This window comes from Roseofilum reptotaenium CS-1145, from assembly GCF_028330985.1.
In the GTDB taxonomy this organism is placed as follows: Bacteria; Cyanobacteriota; Cyanobacteriia; order Cyanobacteriales; family Desertifilaceae; genus Roseofilum; species Roseofilum reptotaenium.
In genome coordinates this window covers 97589-114221 of the sequence record NZ_JAQMUE010000084.1, presented here as the reverse complement: position 1 = coordinate 114221, position 16633 = coordinate 97589, and the positions used below count along the sequence as shown (strand labels likewise).

16 protein-coding genes are annotated in these 16633 nt (G+C 44.2%); 7 read left to right on the top strand and 9 right to left on the bottom strand.

Annotated features, from left to right (window positions below; genetic code table 11):
* Positions 1 to 1143 (bottom strand): alginate O-acetyltransferase AlgX-related protein, encoded by a 1143-nt coding sequence (locus tag PN466_RS18870; RefSeq protein WP_271942364.1) that lies wholly within the window; start codon positions 1141 to 1143, stop codon positions 1 to 3.
* Positions 1144 to 1353: 210 nt separating this feature from the next.
* On the opposite strand from PN466_RS18870, the gene PN466_RS18865 reads away from it, so the two are divergent.
* The 3 genes from PN466_RS18865 (at position 1354) to PN466_RS18855 (ending at position 4041) form a co-directional block, all read left to right on the top strand.
* Entirely contained in the window at positions 1354 to 3282 is a 1929-nt protein-coding gene (locus PN466_RS18865; RefSeq protein WP_271942361.1) for a carbamoyltransferase family protein, read from the top strand.
* Between the two features lie 169 nt (positions 3283 to 3451).
* Entirely contained in the window at positions 3452 to 3856 is a 405-nt protein-coding gene (locus PN466_RS18860; protein WP_271942358.1) for an SxtJ family membrane protein, read from the top strand.
* A gap of 35 nt (positions 3857 to 3891) precedes the next feature.
* On the top strand, positions 3892 to 4041 hold the full coding sequence (locus PN466_RS18855) for a DUF5989 family protein (RefSeq protein ID WP_271942356.1): 150 nt from the start codon (positions 3892 to 3894) through the stop codon (positions 4039 to 4041).
* A 387-nt stretch (positions 4042 to 4428) separates the two neighbouring features.
* Here the strand turns inward: PN466_RS18855 and PN466_RS18850 are convergent, their stop codons facing one another.
* Positions 4429 to 4722 carry a hypothetical protein gene (locus PN466_RS18850; RefSeq protein ID WP_271942354.1) on the bottom strand — a complete coding sequence of 98 codons (294 nt, stop codon included), beginning with the start codon at positions 4720 to 4722 and terminating at the stop codon, positions 4429 to 4431.
* Positions 4723 to 4788: 66 nt separating this feature from the next.
* Here PN466_RS18850 and PN466_RS18845 point away from each other — a divergent pair, with 66 nt between their 5' ends.
* Entirely contained in the window at positions 4789 to 5403 is a 615-nt protein-coding gene (locus PN466_RS18845) for a hypothetical protein (protein WP_271942351.1), read from the top strand.
* Here the strand turns inward: PN466_RS18845 and PN466_RS18840 are convergent.
* The 3 genes from PN466_RS18840 to PN466_RS18830 all read right to left on the bottom strand — a co-directional run bounded on the left by PN466_RS18840 (position 5400) and on the right by PN466_RS18830 (position 7714).
* Positions 5400 to 6470 (bottom strand): acyl-CoA dehydrogenase family protein, encoded by a 1071-nt coding sequence (locus tag PN466_RS18840; protein WP_271942348.1) that lies wholly within the window; start codon positions 6468 to 6470, stop codon positions 5400 to 5402. The two genes, PN466_RS18845 and PN466_RS18840, sit on opposite strands and share 4 nt — an antisense overlap.
* A gap of 53 nt (positions 6471 to 6523) precedes the next feature.
* Positions 6524 to 6865, bottom strand: coding sequence for a XisI protein (locus PN466_RS18835; protein WP_271942345.1), 342 nt, complete (start codon positions 6863 to 6865; stop codon positions 6524 to 6526).
* A 378-nt stretch (positions 6866 to 7243) separates the two neighbouring features.
* Positions 7244 to 7714, bottom strand: a complete 471-nt coding sequence (locus tag PN466_RS18830) for a helix-turn-helix domain-containing protein (protein WP_271942343.1) — start codon at positions 7712 to 7714, stop codon at positions 7244 to 7246.
* A gap of 222 nt (positions 7715 to 7936) precedes the next feature.
* Here PN466_RS18830 and PN466_RS18825 point away from each other — a divergent pair, with 222 nt between their 5' ends.
* From PN466_RS18825 to PN466_RS18815, 3 genes are all read left to right on the top strand, one after another.
* On the top strand, positions 7937 to 8596 hold the full coding sequence (locus tag PN466_RS18825) for a vWA domain-containing protein (RefSeq protein WP_271942340.1): 660 nt from the start codon (positions 7937 to 7939) through the stop codon (positions 8594 to 8596).
* 25 nt (positions 8597 to 8621) lie between these two features.
* Positions 8622 to 9491: a PP2C family serine/threonine-protein phosphatase gene (locus tag PN466_RS18820; protein WP_271942337.1), complete on the top strand. Its 870-nt coding sequence runs from the start codon at positions 8622 to 8624 to the stop codon at positions 9489 to 9491.
* Positions 9492 to 9587: 96 nt separating this feature from the next.
* Positions 9588 to 10727, top strand: a complete 1140-nt coding sequence (locus PN466_RS18815) for a helix-hairpin-helix domain-containing protein (protein ID WP_271942335.1) — start codon at positions 9588 to 9590, stop codon at positions 10725 to 10727.
* A 139-nt stretch (positions 10728 to 10866) separates the two neighbouring features.
* Here the strand turns inward: PN466_RS18815 and PN466_RS18810 are convergent, their stop codons facing one another.
* From PN466_RS18810 to PN466_RS18795, 4 genes are all read right to left on the bottom strand, one after another.
* Positions 10867 to 11763: a hypothetical protein gene (locus PN466_RS18810; protein WP_271942332.1), complete on the bottom strand. Its 897-nt coding sequence runs from the start codon at positions 11761 to 11763 to the stop codon at positions 10867 to 10869.
* Positions 11764 to 11992: 229 nt separating this feature from the next.
* Entirely contained in the window at positions 11993 to 13750 is a 1758-nt protein-coding gene (pyk, locus tag PN466_RS18805) for a pyruvate kinase (protein WP_271942410.1), read from the bottom strand.
* 162 nt (positions 13751 to 13912) lie between these two features.
* Positions 13913 to 14641: a hypothetical protein gene (locus PN466_RS18800; RefSeq protein ID WP_271942329.1), complete on the bottom strand. Its 729-nt coding sequence runs from the start codon at positions 14639 to 14641 to the stop codon at positions 13913 to 13915.
* 144 nt (positions 14642 to 14785) lie between these two features.
* Entirely contained in the window at positions 14786 to 16585 is a 1800-nt protein-coding gene (locus tag PN466_RS18795) for an ABC transporter ATP-binding protein (RefSeq protein WP_271942327.1), read from the bottom strand.
* Between the last annotated feature and the right edge of the window lie 48 nt (positions 16586 to 16633).

Genomic DNA, 16633 nt, shown 5'->3' with positions numbered 1-16633 from the left:
TTATTTGGTTTTAACCTCATCCAATAAATTTTGATATAAAATATCTGATGCTAATTGATTCCCTGCCAGATTCCAATGGGTATCTCTGAGTAAATATAAGGTTTGGGTTTGACCCACTTGACGGAATTTATCGAGCATATTAATATAAGGAATCCCCTCTTGATCCAGAAACTCAATGAGCAACTTTTGCATCAGATTTAGATCGTAGTCTTCCCGATTGAGTTGATACGTTTCAAAGAGTTGATCGGCTAAGGCTTGACTAACTTGAAACTCATCGGGATAAATCGCTACTTTAAATTCGATTTGGCGCTCCGCCAAAATCTGCTTCATTTGGGTAATACTGTCAAACAAGTATTTAATTCTATCATCATATTTACCTTCTGCGTGCGCTCTAAGATTACAAAACTCTAATCTGGCTCGCTGAATTTTTAAGAAAGTTTCCTCGGTAAATGTACCCTGTTCCTCTTGTGGAGTCGGGTTGGCCCATGCCGGTTGTTCAATTTGAGCAGTTTCTTGAAAAACCTTATATTTTTGCTCGATAAACATCCATAGGCGAGACTTAAAAATAATTGGATATCCTAATATCTGAATTTCGTTGCGTTTATCAATATCAATTTGAGTATCATTGACCACAATACGCTTGCGGTAGGGGTCGGCATCAATAAAATCATTACCCACAAAAACCCCCAAGATAACTAAATCTGGTTGATATTGCAAACCGAATTTCTGCAACATAATTAACTGCTCCCCAGCATGGGTCATGGGATAGCCTGCATTAATAACTTCTACAGGAGGTAAATCTGGGGTTTGAGCGAACTGATTTTCGAGTAGGGTCGTATAGTTACCCTCTAACCCCCCCGCCCAGTTGAACGAATCACCAACAATCATCATTCTCACCGTTCCGGAAACTCGCTCAAGGGGATAGTCTTGGTCGTTAAATCCAAAACGGTTTGAGCCTAATGTATCGGGTCTGACTCGAAAGCCCATGTCGGGATCATACTGGTAGAAACCCTTGAAGAGAAAGGGATCGAGCAGGATCATGGCTATCTCAACGATAATCCAAGGGATGCCAATCCAGCAGATCAATAGAAGGGCAACTTGAGAGACTTTATTGACTTTGAGGGATTTTGTCGGTTTAATCATTAAGAAAGTTTACAATATGAACGCACCTGAAGATTATGCCAAGCGATCGTAATCATTAAGGTAGTCCAAGATGAGAGCGAACCGATGTTCGTCTTTCCTGAAAATAGTGAACACAGTGCTTATAGGGTAAACCCTAAGTTACAATCTCTATTCATGATCCCAAAAAAATCCCAAAATTGGCTTAAATTAACTGGCGTAGGGGTGAACTAAATGAAGATCCTAGGAATTTCAGCGTTTTATCATGATAGCGCGGCGGCAATCGTCTGTGATGGCGAAATCGTTGCGGCAGCGCAGGAAGAGCGATTTTCGCGCAAGAAGCACGATCCACGGTTTCCAAAACATGCGATCGCCTATTGCCTGGAAACAGCTCAAACCACGATCTCTGACCTAGATCATATCGTCTTCTACGACAAACCCCTACTCAAATTTGAACGGCTCCTGGAAACCTACCTCAGCTATGCCCCCAGAGGGTTTCGCTCATTCCTGGCGGCTATGCCCATCTGGTTAAAAGAAAAGCTCTATCTCAAAACTGTATTAAGAACCGAACTCTCAGAAATCGGCCAGTGCAAGAAAACCGAGCTGCCCAAACTGATGTTCACCGAGCATCACCAGTCCCACGCAGCCTCCGCCTTCTTCCCCAGTCCCTTTGAGAGGGCCGCCATTCTTTGTCTCGACGGTGTTGGCGAATGGGCAACCACCACCGCCTGGCTCGGAGAAGGAAACCAGCTCATTCCCCAATGGCAAATCGACTTTCCCCACTCCTTGGGCTTACTCTATTCTGCCTTCACCTACTACACCGGCTTCAAAGTCAACTCTGGGGAATACAAACTCATGGGACTCGCGCCCTATGGTGAACCCAAATATATTGACACCATCCTCAGCAACCTGATTGATGTCAAAGACGATGGCACATTCCGGTTAAACATGGATTACTTCAACTATGCCACCGGTCTGACGATGACCAACAGCAAGTTTGATGACCTCTTTGGCAGCCCTCCCCGGAAACCCGAAACCCCCATCAGTCAGCGAGAAATGGACATCGCCAGCTCCATCCAGTGGGTGACTGAAGATGTGGTCATCCGTCTGGCGAATACAGTGAAAAAAGAACTCCAGGTGGAAAACCTCTGTTTAGCCGGTGGAGTTGCCCTCAACTGCGTCGCCAATGGTCGGATTTTACGCGAATGTGGATTTAAGGAAGTCTGGGTACAACCGGCTGCTGGCGACGCGGGTGGAGCGTTAGGAGCTGCTCTATCTGCTTGGTACGAATACCACAGTATGCCACGCACAGTGACAGCCGAGAAAACGCCTGTAGTGTTCAGTAATGCTAAAGAAACAGCTACAGCAACAGTGGGAACCTTAACCCCAGAAAAAATTGCTGCTCCCGTACAAGACCAAATGCGTGGGTCTTATTTGGGACCGAAGTTCTCCGATGCTGAAATTCTCGACTATTTGAACGTGGTGAAAGCCTCCTATGTTTGCCTGGATGATGCGGAACTGATGCCTCGGTTAGCCGAAATTTTGGCGAATGAAAATGTGGTGGGCTGGTTCCAAGGGCGGATGGAGTTTGGCCCCCGTGCATTGGGTGGACGCTCCATTATTGGTGACCCCAGGTCGCCGAAAATGCAGTCGGTGATGAATCTGAAAATTAAGTATCGAGAGTCTTTCCGTCCCTTTGCTCCTTCCGTTTTGGCCGAGCGCGTTTCGGATTTCTTCGAGCAATATAGTCCCAGTCCCTATATGCTGATGGTGGCTCCAGTTAAGGAATCGTTGCGTATTCCAATGACAGAGGAGCAAAAACAACTATTTGGGATTGAAAAACTCAATATTCCCCGCTCAGAAATTCCTGCCATTACCCACGTGGACTATTCGGCGCGTATCCAAACCGTTCACCGGGAAACCAATCCTCGCTATCACAGCTTAATCAGTCATTTTGATAAACTGACGGGTTGCGGTCTGATTGTGAATACGTCCTTTAATGTGCGCGGAGAACCGATTGTTTGTACTCCAGAAGATGCGTATCGCTGCTTCATGCGTACCGAAATGGATTATCTGGTTCTGGAAAATTTCTTGTTAGCTAAGACTGACCAACCCGCTTGGGAAAAAGATGAGTCTTGGAAGACAGAGTTTGAATTAGATTAGGTTTTTGATCCCCCCAACCTCCCCTTTCACGTCCGCTTGCGGAAACGCTGTTTCATTCTCCCTTGAAAAATGGGATGGGGGAATGGGGAGATAGGGGGTAGGGGGGTTTAATCCTAGGATTAGAAGTTCACTACCGAAGAAAAGAAACTACAAATCACGATTAATCATTATGCAGCCAATCAAAAAACTCAATACAAAAGAACTCCGCCAATTTGGTCTCCTGTTTGGAGTAATGGTGGGTTTAGTTTTTGGGATTATCTGGCCATTGATCCTCGGTCATAGTAGTGCCCTGTGGCCCTGGATTGTGCTGGGTATTTTCTGGGCTTGGGCATTAGTTGCGCCGAAAACTCTCGACCCGTTTTATCAAGGTTTTGCCCGCTTTGGTTTGATGATGGGTTGGATTAATACCCGCTTGATTTTAGGGATTATTTTTTATGGGATGATCGTGCCGATGGGATTTCTGAGAAAACGGTTTGGAGGCGACCCCATGCGTCGAGAATGGCGTAAACCGGTGGAGACGTATCGAATTCCTTCCCATCCCAGAACAGCGAAGAGTTTAGAATATCCATTTTAGTCAATTGTTAATTTAAAGGCATTGGAGTGTCATATATGGAATTTTTTGAAGATCTTTGGGCTTTTTTAGGAGAGCGTAAAAAGTATTGGCTGTTGCCGTTAATTATTAGTTTGGTAATGGTGGGTGCTTTGATTATCCTCAGTCAAGCGTCTGTGATTGCACCGTTTATTTATACGTTGTTCTAGGGAGATTAGAGTAACCTTATCTGGTAGAGGCGAAGATTTTTTCGCCCCTACAAACAATTTTTATTTGTTATATCCAGGGAAGAGTTCTGCATTAGAGACTCTATCTTGTCAGTTATGGCAGTTAATAGCCAGCGATCGCACGAAACCTGGTTTTTTTGAGCCAAACATTGAATTTCCAGAAATAATTCGTCTGGTAAGTTTAGGCAAGAACTATGGCCTTTCTATTTGGCGTGAAGTATAGCTCTGACCCCTAACCCCCTCTCCCGTGCTAATCCTGTAGGGGTTTCGTACGGGAGAGGGGACTAAATCTGTCTCTCATCTATTAGAGAAAGGCTATATTCATGGGCTAACTTTCTCCTCTGATTGTAGATTCAGATAAACGTATGATTAGCGTTTCGTAGTCGGGAGACCATAACGGTGGTCATGGTCATGATCGTCGTCATGGTCATGATCGTCATGATCGTCATGATCGTCATCATCGTCATCGTCATGATCGTCATGATCGTCATCATAATGATCGACCCCATGCTCTTTGGCTTCGTAGGATGGATATGTAATGGAAATTTCTGACTCTTGGAGAGGCTCTTCCTGAGCAGGGAAAAGTGCTGATAGTGCGATACCATCAAGACTGAGTAGGAAAGAAATGATAACGGCGATCGCCAGAATCCCTTGATTGATCATTTGATTTACGATTTAACTGTAATAAATACTTGGGATCATTGTATCATAATTTGAATTGGTATCACTATGTCTCGATTCACCATTATCAAGCCAGAAGAATCGTATACTTTTGCAGATTACTTTAAGCTTAACTTTGCGCCGCAAGATATTCTGGCATGTTTTCAGGTTTTACTCTCTAGGCGATCGCTACAATTTCCCCAGTATACCGGTACTCTCGATCGCCTACTCGACCTCACAACTCGCATTGAAGAGAGCCTCCCGCGTCTTAGCCTCACCAGTGAAATGGCTCGTCGGGAATTCCTGATCGCCCCGGTTTTAACGGACGTGCTGCACTATACCCAAGCCACCCTCAATGTTGAATATCCCGTGTTCGTGAGCCATCAACTCAAAGGTTCCCTCGATTATTTGCTGCAAAGCGATGGTGTTTTCCTGGCGATCGAAGCTAAAAATGAAGATCTAGAACGGGGTTTTGTGCAACTGGCGATCGAATTGATTGCTCTCGATCAATGGATCGAGTCCGATCAAACCCTTCTCTACGGCGCAATTTCCACCGGCAATATTTGGCAATTTGGTCAATTCGATCGCCAGTCTCGTCAAGTCACCCAAGACCTCAATCTTTACCGTGTCCCTGCTGATCTAGAAGACCTGCTACGCATCCTAGTCCAAATTCTGAATAATTAAATATTCCCTTGATTGACGACTTGCTCTAAGGTAGCTTCCATGACCTTATTCGTGTGTCCCATAACCGATAAAACTAAGGCTTCTCGATAAATGCGTTGTGCAGGGTGATGTTTTTGGTTGGCGCTGCCTCTGGAAACGATAATCGTAGCTAAACTACATTGATGAGTCAAGGCGATCGCCTGAGCGCGTAGTTGCAACTGTTGCTCTAGGGACAACCGCTGTTCCTCTTTTTCTGTGTAAATCTTGGCACGCAAATGCTCCAGTTGCTCGGATAATACTAAAAATTGAGGGGCGATCGCAGCTTGAGTTTTACTCGCCTTTTCGACAATATCTAAACCCGATCGCGCCAAACCTAGCATAGAGAAGGTTGCATTTAAAACATTCTGGCGGTCTTTTTCCTTCATCCAGTCTTTGGACTGAAGGCTAACCACAGTTTCATCAGGAATAAAATAGCGATCGCATTCGGCACTCACCGTATTGGTTGATGACATTGCCGCTAAAGACATGGGAGCCGAAAATCGTAACTCTCCTTGAGCCGATGAGACAAACGGCATGAGGGCAAAAATAATACTATCATCTTCCAATCTCGCGGCAACAACCACCTGTTGAAATAAACTCCAACCGGTTATCCAGGGCAGATAGCCAGAGAATAGATAACCTCCTGGAACTTTTGTCGCTTCTAATGTTGGTTTTTCCCGGCGCAAATGGGCATAGGATACACCGATTAAAACTTCACCCGATCTCATTTTAGGGATATAATGGCTTTTCAGCTTTTCATTGTCTCCGTTGGCAATAAACGATACTGCGCTTTGATGTTGGGTTTGGGTAAAATTGAGAGTGCCAGAATATCGAGCGAGTCTTTCCAAAAACCGAAAATAATCTAATTTACCCCCTTGTGTTGCACTCCAGGGTGGAGGTACATTCAGAGCAAGTAGCGATCGCGCCCCTAAACCCACTAATCCTTCTCGCAAGATTTCCGTTTTTTCCTCCATTGCTTCTGGATTGGGGGCTGTTTTTAGATAATCTTCCGTTTGTTGGGCTAAATCTAAACCGGTAGCTGCTGACATTTTTTCTAGATTAAACGTTAAATAATTATTGTAATCTCAAATCGGTTATCTTTTTAAACCCCTCCATAATCCGAAAACTGGCGTATAAAAGGCGAATGTAAACCCAAAACAATATCCTGCTTCTTTACACCCATTGCTGCTAACTTCTCTCCCAAATCCACATCCGTAAAATTTCGTTGCACCCAGATTTTACCATCTTTAATATCCATGTGAATAAAAGAATCGTAAATATACTGCTTTCCTTTCCAACCCACATCTAACAAAAGATAATGATCTCGTTCCTTATCCAAAATGATTTCCGAAAAAACATCCTTTTCCTGACGAGAAGTATTATAATGATATAACTCTTCTAAGATTTGAATAACTGCACTGCGTAAATGTTCTAAGGTAGCCATTGTTCAATTATCTCCTCCTCTGAATTGTGAAAGGTTTTGCTAAAGACATGAAAACAGTTGCGATCGACAGTTGATTTGTAGTTATGTAGTGGATTGTTTCATCTAATGTGATGCATTAGATTTTGTTTGTAGTGAGGGCTTTAGCCCTCTCTAGCTAGGCTTTTAAGCACTCTTCGTGCTTACTACAAACAAAGCACTATTTTAGGTGAAACAGTCCAGTAGGGTGCGTTAGCGATAGCGTAACGCACCAGTTAGCGGGTAGGGTGAGCAGGGAATGAAGTTATCGAAGGTGAATCAATAGCTTATCCTCCTGCCCACCCTACGATGGTTGGCTAACGCACCCTACGGCTTGGGAGGCAAGTTGCTCTGGGCCCCTTGTTAACGTTCATTTTCTTCTAAGGAAACTTCTGGAGGTAGAGGTACAGTTAACTGTAAAAATACATCAATTCTGATTTGATTATTTTCAAATTTTATATTCGTCACATTTACCTGATTAGAATCAGGACAATCCTGCTCAATGTTAGCCTGTAATACAGAGCGCTCTTTGTACCCCGCATCCTCCATCCATTGACTAATCGTTCTCCAATTATCTATTTTTTCACTACCTTTACCGACAAAATTTTTAACATACTTATAAATCGTAGCGCATAGATCCGTTTCCACCCCCTTCGAGTTCTTTTGTAGCTTTTCAGCCATTTCCCCAGGACTATAGCCACAAAGCAACCCCCGTAAGTGCAGCTTCTCAACGGGGGTTAGCGGTTTTCCCTTAACAGCCGCTAAATCCGAGTACAGCGTTTTCAAGTCCCAGGAGTTAGCAGCTTCAGTGAATTGCTCGTCAGCAGGTGGCATAGTCTCAGTACCCTGTAAATTCCTGATGGAATTCTAACACAAATCCTGATGCCCATCAGCAAAGTCCTGAGATCGGTCAGGGTATTATGAAGGAAAATCACATACAGTAACCGATTCAGTCTAGATTCGGCTGTCTAGTGCATTTGAAAATTGTGCACTCTAACGTAGCTAGTCAGCCTTTGACCATGACTTCAAGTTAATTGACTCAATGAGGAATGTCAAATGCCTGTAGGAAAACCGGAATTTGTTGATAATCCAGAGCCACGTTGCCCAGTCGTTTTATTGCTTGATAACTCTGGCTCTATGTCTGGTCGGCCCATTCAGGAGTTAAATTCAGGCTTAAAAACCTTTAAGCAAGCCGTTGAACAAGATACACTAGCCTCTTTGAGAGTAGAAATAGCGATTATTTCATTTGGCCCTGTGGTCATGCGCCAGGATTTTGTCACCATTGACCAATTTTCCCCACCACAACTTCAAGCAGAAGAGCTTACTCCAATGGGATCGGCAATTGAGTATGCCCTAGATATCCTCGAAGACCGGAAACAAACCTACAAAGACAATGGCATTCAATACTATCGTCCTTGGGTTTTCCTCGTTACAGATGGTTCGCCGACTGATGATTGGGAAAATGCTGCCAACCGAGTCCGGCAATCTGAGGATGAGAAAAAAATCATGTTTTTCGCTGTGGGCGTAGAGGACGCAGATATGCAAACGCTGGCTCAAATTGCCCCTCCCGGACGTCCGCCTGTGCTTTTAAATGGATTAGATTTCAAATCGATGTTTGAGTGGTTGAGTGCTTCTCTAGAACGAGTTTCTCATAGTAAACCGGGTGGAGCACAGATTACATTGTCTGCCCCTGGATGGGGTCAGGTATCTAGCTGAGATTTTTACAATTTAAGGATAACTTATGGTTTGGAAGGCGATCGCCGCTTCTGCAACTGGAACCAGTCACACACGAAACCAACTCCCCTGTCAAGACTATGGAAACTTTGTAGTTCTTGAAGAGGAAGATATCATTATAGGTGCGGTTTCTGATGGTGCAGGCAGTGCAAAATACTCAGATATTGGCTCTCAGTTAGCTGTTCAATCAGCACTGGAGAGCTTACAAAAATGGTTAGGTATCCATATAAGCAAGGGTCATAATGTACAAGAACCTATTGCCGATCAAATGGCTGAAAGGGTTTTTACTACCGCTTTCAATCAAGTTGTTAGAAAGCTAGAAGAGAAAGTAAAAGATAATAAAAAAGATAATCCAGACTATTCCTTAAAGAATTTGTCTTGTACTTTGCTGTTATTTATTGCCACGCGTGATTGGATAGCAGGAATGCAAATAGGAGATGGTTTTATCGTCGCTCGCTCGGAAAACTCTGATTATCAGCTTTTGTTTAAACCCACTAAAGGAGAATATGCTAATCAAACTACATTTGTGACATCAAAATATGCCATGGAAGATATGCAAGTCAAGGTTCTATCTGATGGAAACTACTATTTTATTTGTGCTTCAACGGATGGATTAGAACGGTTATCTATTAATACTCGAACCTGGCATCCTTCTGCTAGTTTTTTTGAACCTTTTGAGAAAGGGCTAGAACAAGAAACATGCGAAAAAGAAGAAGAATCCGTAAAGGAATGGCTCAACTCCACTGAAGTTAATGATAGAACAGATGATGATAAAACAATGTTGGTTTGTGTCTATGATAAGACAATAATAAGTACGGATAAAACCGAGACAGAAGATGCAAAAACAGATCCACCAATAACTTATCTTGGGATCTAATACTTCTCGAAGAGAGAAACAAAAAATCCGTTGTGGAGGTGCTTGTTCGATAATTCTTTGGATATCTTGGTATTTTTTAGTAGTTAAAATAAAACAATGGCTGACTATCGTAACAGTAAAGGACAGGCTATTTCTCTGATTGAAAAGCGATCTAGTGGTGGGGAAGGAACCGTTTGGAGAACTAATAGAAGTGGTTGTTTAGCTAAAATTTATCATTCTCCAACGAATGAAGCGACAGAAAAATTAAAAGCTATGATAGCGAATCCACCAGATAATCCCACAAAAAGTCAAAATCATATTTCGATCGCTTGGCCAACTGATTTAGTTTACTCGAAAAATAAATGTGTCGGCTTTTTAATGCCTGAAATTCCAGATTCTCAACAGCTTCTTTTTGTTTATAATGCAAAATATCGTCAGAACAAAAGTCCTAAGTTTAACTGGTATTGCTTACATATAACGGCACTAAATCTGGCATCAGCCATGGAAGCTATCCATCAGAAAGGCTATGTAGTTGGAGATATGAAGACTCAAAACATACTGGTGACAGCTTTGGGTTTAGTTTCTATCATTGATACAGATTCTTTTCAAGTTAAAGTTTCTCAAACGGGAAAAGTGTATCGTTGCTCAGTGGGTTCAGAAGGATTTAATCCACCCGAATTAATTGGTAAGGATCTGAGAAATTTAACTCAGACTAGATTTCATGACCGTTTTCGTCTAGGGATCATTATTTATTATCTTTTGTTTGGCTCTCATCCCTTTCAAGGAAAGTGGAAAGGAACGGGAGATCCACCCGGTCAAGATGAATCAGTGAGCCAAAATTTATGGCCTTATAGTCAAAGTGGTGAGATGCAGCTTAGTCGAATTGGAATGCCTTTAGATATTTTGCATCCAGAACTTAAAAGATTATTTTTAAAGTGTTTCAATGATGGCTATCAATCGCCCAGTTCTAGACCGTCTCCAGGTGAATGGTTTGACGCATTAACCTCAGCAATTAAGCACTTAAAATCCTGTAGCCAAGTCACTAACCATATTTATAGTGGTACTTTTGGTCGGTGCTACTGGTGTGAGAGAGCGAATACTCTAGGCGTTGATATCTTTCCTCCTGTTGCCAACCCAATTAAACCATTTCAGCATAAATTATCCCCAAAAAAAACTCAAGCGCCCACCCCTAAACTAATAAACTGGATTTGGCTTGGCTTAGTTATCTTCTTTTGTTTACAGCTCTTGGGGCGGTAAAGTGTTCTTGAGAGGATCTCTCAAAGGATCGATATATCAATTAAAAATTATTGCGGAAACCCAGCCTACGACTGAATGTAGGGGTGATTCATGGATCACCCCTACATGGCGATCGCAACGACTCCCGACTCCCCACTGCCTACTCCCGACTCCCCGCGAAGCGATCGAGTAACTCTTGCCGAGATAACTTCATAATGGCTTCTGTTCTCTCCAAAGGCGATCGCTCAATCAGAGGATCGATAATTTGGGCTAGGCGATCGTCAATTTCCCCAAACTTCACTTGCAACATGCTCTCTACCATCATCCGCTCTCCTCGTTGAGTCGCTGCTTCTACGTCCCTTTCTAATCGTTGTAAAAAAACGGTTGTTAGTTCCATCATTAACTCCCGATCGCCGCGATCTAAATCTTGACGTTTTTCTAATAGGGTCAATAACCCGTAAAGCAATTCTAGCGTCTTTCCTCTAAAAGGATGAACTTCCGGCAAAGCTTTCAGTTCTGCGATCGCCTCTTTTTGAACTCTCCCCCTTCCCAACAGTCTTAACCACAAGGTTTCTGGACTCTTGTCGAGTTGATGAATCACCACAATTCCCGCTTTAAACCCTGATGCCAAGGGATAGATCCCTGGGGGATAATTTTCCGGTGCAGGGAAAGCCGCAAAGCTCCTTAACAGGTCTTCCGAAACTGTTGGAGATAAAATCCATAATTGGGGAATCTGGCGATCGCCAAATTCCGTCTCTTCCCGGTTCGCTTTACGCCTCAGTTGAGCCTCCAAATCCCAAGTTTTCCCTAGACAACTGCGGATGTCCTCTGCTTGAACTGGATTCCGAAAAGGTTCAAATACCGTTGGCACTTGGCTTAGAGTTGCCAATAGTCCCAATTGAGCTATTCCTTCGGGATTCGGAGAAGATGGCATAAAAAACACATCTATTTCGCGAACCTCTGAGACCACATCTAAACTGATTTTCACTTCTCCAAAAGGTTTGAGCAACTCTTGGAGATATTCTTTAGCAAACTGGTCGTGGACAAAACGAGTCATAATTATTTCTTAAAAATTGTGAAACTCAGTATTAGTGTAGGAATGGGAAATGGGGAATTATTGATTAATTCGTAGGGGCAGGTTATGCCAATATCTAGGACACTAACAAATTAATGAGGTAAACCCGCCCTCACCAACTGTAAATTCAGGCAACTCCTACGGAAAGCCCCGCTAACGCCCAATACTATGGTAGAGACAAGGCGTGCGTTGTCTCTACTGTACACATTTTTTACATTCTCGATGACCCAGAATAGACCAAACCTCGTGCCATATCCAAGGTCACAAATTCTCCATCGCGGATGACCTGTGTGGCTCGATCAACGCCCACAATAACTGGAATACCTAGGCGCAAACCAATAATCGCGGCATGGCAAGTGGTACTATCCATTTCCACAATAATTCCCCCGGCTTTACGAATTGCTTCAATAAAATCAGCTCCGGTTTCTGGAGCAACTAAGATATCACCGGGATGAAAATGAGTAGCCTCTAACCCATTTTGGGCAATTCTAGCTCGACCGCTAACTAATCCTTGACCAATACCTGTTCCTGTACCTAGAACAGCCGTAACGATTTGGACTTTAATCAAATCCGTTGAACCCGAAACGCCAGTTAACGTTCCCGCCGTCATCACAACTAAATCCCCTTCCTGGAGTAAATGTTGCTCTTGGGCTGCATTAATGGCGGCTTGAAAGGTCTGATTCATCGAAGGTAAATCTAGCACCAAGAGGGTGTCCACTCCCCAAACCAACTGCAATCGCCGCGCCACAGAAACTTGCGGAGTAATCGCTAAAATAGGAGGCTCGGGACGGAATTTAGATACATTACGGGCTGTTGCTCCAGTTTTAGTCAGAGTCATAATGGCGGCTGCATTGAGCTGTTCCGCAATCCGACTGACCCCTTTGGAAATGGCACTGGGAATGGACTGACGACCTTGGGTCTCTGCGTTGCGGGTATGGGGTTCCTTTTCGATCCGTTGGGCAATGCGCGCCATCGTAGCCACAGCTTCCACAGGAAATTTACCCACCGCAGTTTCATTCGAGAGCATCACCGCATCAGTTCCATCTAAGATGGCGTTGGCAACATCGGAAATTTCTGCACGGGTGGCGCGGGGAGAGTTAACCATGCTATCGAGCATTTGGGTTGCGGTAATGACGGGAATACCGAGACGGTTAGCGGTGGCAATCAGGCGTTTTTGCAGCATGGGTACATCTTCGGCAGGGACTTCTACCCCCAGATCTCCACGAGCCACCATCACGCCATCGGATAGGCTCAGAATTGGGTCCATTTGTTCGATCGCCTCATGTTTTTCGATTTTGACGATCACCGGCACTTGTTTGCCCGCATTGGAGATAATTTCCTTAATTTCCAGAACATCTTGGGGGTTACGGACAAAGGAGAGCGCTATCCAGTCTACCCCTTGATCTAAACCAAAGGCCAGATCGACCCGGTCTTTATCGGTTAACGCTTTTACGGAGAGATAAACCCCCGGAAAGTTCACCCCTTTGTTATTGGAGAGGGTTCCAGGAACGGTGACGCGACAGTGGAGTTGTTCAGTTTTTTGATCGATCTCTTCCACTTTCATTTCTACCCGACCATCGTCAAGGAGAATGGTTGAGCCAACAGGTACTTCTTCAGCCAGGCGATCGTAGCTGACAAAACTAATATCTTGCTTGCCCAGGATGCGATCGCTCGTTAAGGTAAAGCGATCTCCTTTTTTCAGCACCACCGATCCTTGCTCGAATTTACCCAAGCGGATCTTGGGGCCCTGTAAATCTTGTAAAATGCCCACTGGTCGATTCAGCTCAAACGAGATTTGGCGGATCAGACGGATATTGCGCTGATGATCCTCGTGGGTTCCGTGGGAAAAGTTCAGTCTGAGGGTCGTTGCTCCCGCTAAAATTAACTGGCGAAGCACGTCTGCACTGCTGGTAGCTGGGCCAATGGTAGCAACAATCTTGGTTCGACGGGGAGAATACTGCGATCGCATGGAGTGTTTATCAACGATGAAGTCGTTGTTCATTGTACCGAGCAACCTAGGCCAATGGATCGTTTCAGTCTAGCCATTGTGTGTCCGATTCGGCTACCATTCGCATTTGTTTTCTATCCCTAGAATAGGTTTTTGATTCGACCACAACAGTTGAAGCGTCTGTCAAAAAGACTGGCGACGACGGATTTCAGGAGACTGGGGATATTTTAACGGGGGTGTGGTCGGTGAAGATTTAGACTCTAGATTTAAGGGAATGGACAGGGGGCGACGAGCAGAGGGATCCATAGATAAAGGGGATTGCATTCCCTTCAGACTCTGCAAAAGGGACTCGCGCACCACCGGTTCTTGTTCGCGACTGAGCATCAATCGCAGAGCATTAAAAATCATCTCCGACTCTTTTTGTCCAGAGCGAGTATAGAGCAACCGATTCACCCGACGCACTGCCAACAACCGTAGTAGAGGTTCGGGGTGAGTCAAATCCATCAAGACCCGATCCAGCTCCAGTTCTTGCTGCTTATACTGGGAAAGTAGCGATCGCCCCACCAGCAGTCCTAAAATGGCTAAGATGCCCAATCCTTCCAGAATTTGGCTGGCTGCTATCCAACCATTTTCCGCCTCTATCCAGACCGCGATCGCCATATAAGTGACTAAAGTGACCCCACCACCACCCGTAACCGCGAATGCCAACTGACGATTCGGCCCAGTTACCCAGCGTCGCATTTGGGCCCATCGCCATTCCCAGTTCCAGGATTGCATCCGATAGAGAACCACCATCATCGTCATCCCTAAACCGGTTGCCAATACCAGTCGCCAGTTCCAGGCCATTAATACAGCAATCAGGGTGAGGAAAAACAACCAACTTCCTGACCCCTGAAATAGGGATTTCCTCATCAGGTTAACCTTTACCTTTCATAGTTGCCTTCAATTTGCTCTGTCTATCTTAACCTGAGTTCGCAGAACATTCAGAGAGAATGCGGCTCAAAATTGTTAGACCTGATTGACCCTCCAACGCTAAGGAATTGATTGCACTCGCGTCTAAATTTCATAGGTAGACGATTGTAGTCGAAACATCTGGGCATACATGCCATTCAAATCCATCAGTTCCTCATGGCTACCCATTTCTCGAATTGACCCCTGCTCAAGGACAATGATGCGATCGGCCATGCGTACAGTAGAAAATCGATGACTGACCAAGAATGTCATTTTACCCGATGCCAATTTTCGGAAACGCTGAAAGAGGTCATATTCAGATATCGCATCTAAAGCAGCCGTCGGTTCATCTAAAATCAGGATTTGTGCAGGAGTCATAAACGCCCGTGCCAACCCCACTTTTTGCCATTGTCCCCCCGATAATTCACTTCCTCCTGGAAAGATTTTTCCTAACAAGCTGTCATACCCATGGTCTAATCCTTGAATCACGTTATCCGCCCCAGAATCAATCCCGGCTTTGCGAATGCGATCGCGATTATCATATTCGTCAATATTACCAAACCCAATGTTATCACTGACACTCAAATGATAACGAGCGAAGTCTTGGAAAATCACTCCAATATTCTGCCGTAATTCCTTCAAATTTAATTGAGTGATGGGAATATTATCAATCGTAATCTCTCCAGATGTGACATCATAAAACCGGGTCAACAGCTTGAGTAAAGTCGTTTTCCCTGCTCCATTCATACCGACTAAAGCAATACTTTCCTGTGGTGCAATGGATAAATTAATATTTTTTAAGGTGTGCTTGCTCGCGCCTGAGTAGGTGAAGCTGACATTTTTAAACGTTAATCCTTGGTGCAAAGGAGAAGGAAAGGGTTGGGCATTTTCGGGATTAGTTACATAAGGTTGAAGAGCTAAAAAATCAAAAAACTGACTGACATGCAGATTCACTTCATATAATTTCGCAATTTCTTCGAGCAGTCCTTGGATCGCCGTTTGAGATTGACGAAATGCCCCCGAATACATCGTCAAAGAACCAATCGTAATTTCACCACTCAGGGTTGCCGCAACAATCCAAAAATAGGTCAAATAAAATCCCAGTTTAGAAATCAGAGTTGAACTGAGCAAGGCAACAACTTGCTGGCGAGACATTTCTTCTATTTCTGCATTGAATTTCCAGCGAATTTCTCGCCATTTCTTTAATAGGTGATCGCTCAAATTAAACAGACGAATTTCTTTGACAAAATCTTGATGGGTTAAAACTTGCTGTAAATAATCGGCAAATCGACCACTCTGAGTTTGTTTGCGGAGGACTCTAAAGCGCCGACCTGAAAATTGGACACTAATCATAAATGCAGGTAGGGCACTGAGCAGCAATATAACCGTTGCCAGGGGACTAAAGCTAATAATTAGGCCCAATAGGGCAAATAATTTCAGGCCTTGGCCGACAAAGGTGGTGAAGTAGGTTAGGGCACGAACGGGATAAGTGCTACCGCTTTGTTGGGCCCGGCTTAACAAATCGTAAAATTCGGGCAGTTCGTAATGGGCTAAATCCAAGTAAACTGCCTGTTTAAGCAGCAGTTGACTGGCATAGAGATTAAAACGATCGCCTAAAATTTGAGCAGTATAAGTCGATAATGACTTGAGGCTATCACTCAACAGATGCAGCAAAAAGACCGTAAACACCAAGATAAAGATGGGAGACCACTCAGAACTCGGGAGTCCAATGGCATTCAGGATGCGATCGATAATCAGCTTACCAATATAAAGCTGGATCGCAGGTAATACTGAAGCGCTCAGGGTGGTCAGCAAAGACAAGAGTAGCCACCGGGGACTCGCAGACCACACTAAGCGCAACAGTCGAGGCGTATTGCTGAGGACAGAAAAAAAGCGTAAGGACACTGGCTAAAGGAGGGATGTTGTTGCGCTTTAGCGCTTTGAACATTCTAG

Coding starts and splice junctions, on each gene's coding strand:
- PN466_RS18850 (WP_271942354.1), bottom strand. CDS start 4,722: ATGATCAATCAAGGGATTCTGGCGATCGCCGTTATCATTTCTTTCCTA.
- PN466_RS18865 (WP_271942361.1), top strand. CDS start 1,354: ATGAAGATCCTAGGAATTTCAGCGTTTTATCATGATAGCGCGGCGGCA.
- PN466_RS18830 (WP_271942343.1), bottom strand. CDS start 7,714: ATGCCACCTGCTGACGAGCAATTCACTGAAGCTGCTAACTCCTGGGAC.
- PN466_RS18810 (WP_271942332.1), bottom strand. CDS start 11,763: ATGACTCGTTTTGTCCACGACCAGTTTGCTAAAGAATATCTCCAAGAG.
- PN466_RS18840 (WP_271942348.1), bottom strand. CDS start 6,470: ATGTCAGCAGCTACCGGTTTAGATTTAGCCCAACAAACGGAAGATTAT.
- PN466_RS18820 (WP_271942337.1), top strand. CDS start 8,622: ATGGTTTGGAAGGCGATCGCCGCTTCTGCAACTGGAACCAGTCACACA.
- pyk (WP_271942410.1), bottom strand. CDS start 13,750: ATGCGATCGCAGTATTCTCCCCGTCGAACCAAGATTGTTGCTACCATT.
- PN466_RS18860 (WP_271942358.1), top strand. CDS start 3,452: ATGCAGCCAATCAAAAAACTCAATACAAAAGAACTCCGCCAATTTGGT.
- PN466_RS18825 (WP_271942340.1), top strand. CDS start 7,937: ATGCCTGTAGGAAAACCGGAATTTGTTGATAATCCAGAGCCACGTTGC.
- PN466_RS18800 (WP_271942329.1), bottom strand. CDS start 14,641: ATGAGGAAATCCCTATTTCAGGGGTCAGGAAGTTGGTTGTTTTTCCTC.
- PN466_RS18855 (WP_271942356.1), top strand. CDS start 3,892: ATGGAATTTTTTGAAGATCTTTGGGCTTTTTTAGGAGAGCGTAAAAAG.
- PN466_RS18845 (WP_271942351.1), top strand. CDS start 4,789: ATGTCTCGATTCACCATTATCAAGCCAGAAGAATCGTATACTTTTGCA.
- PN466_RS18815 (WP_271942335.1), top strand. CDS start 9,588: ATGGCTGACTATCGTAACAGTAAAGGACAGGCTATTTCTCTGATTGAA.
- PN466_RS18870 (WP_271942364.1), bottom strand. CDS start 1,143: ATGATTAAACCGACAAAATCCCTCAAAGTCAATAAAGTCTCTCAAGTT.
- PN466_RS18835 (WP_271942345.1), bottom strand. CDS start 6,865: ATGGCTACCTTAGAACATTTACGCAGTGCAGTTATTCAAATCTTAGAA.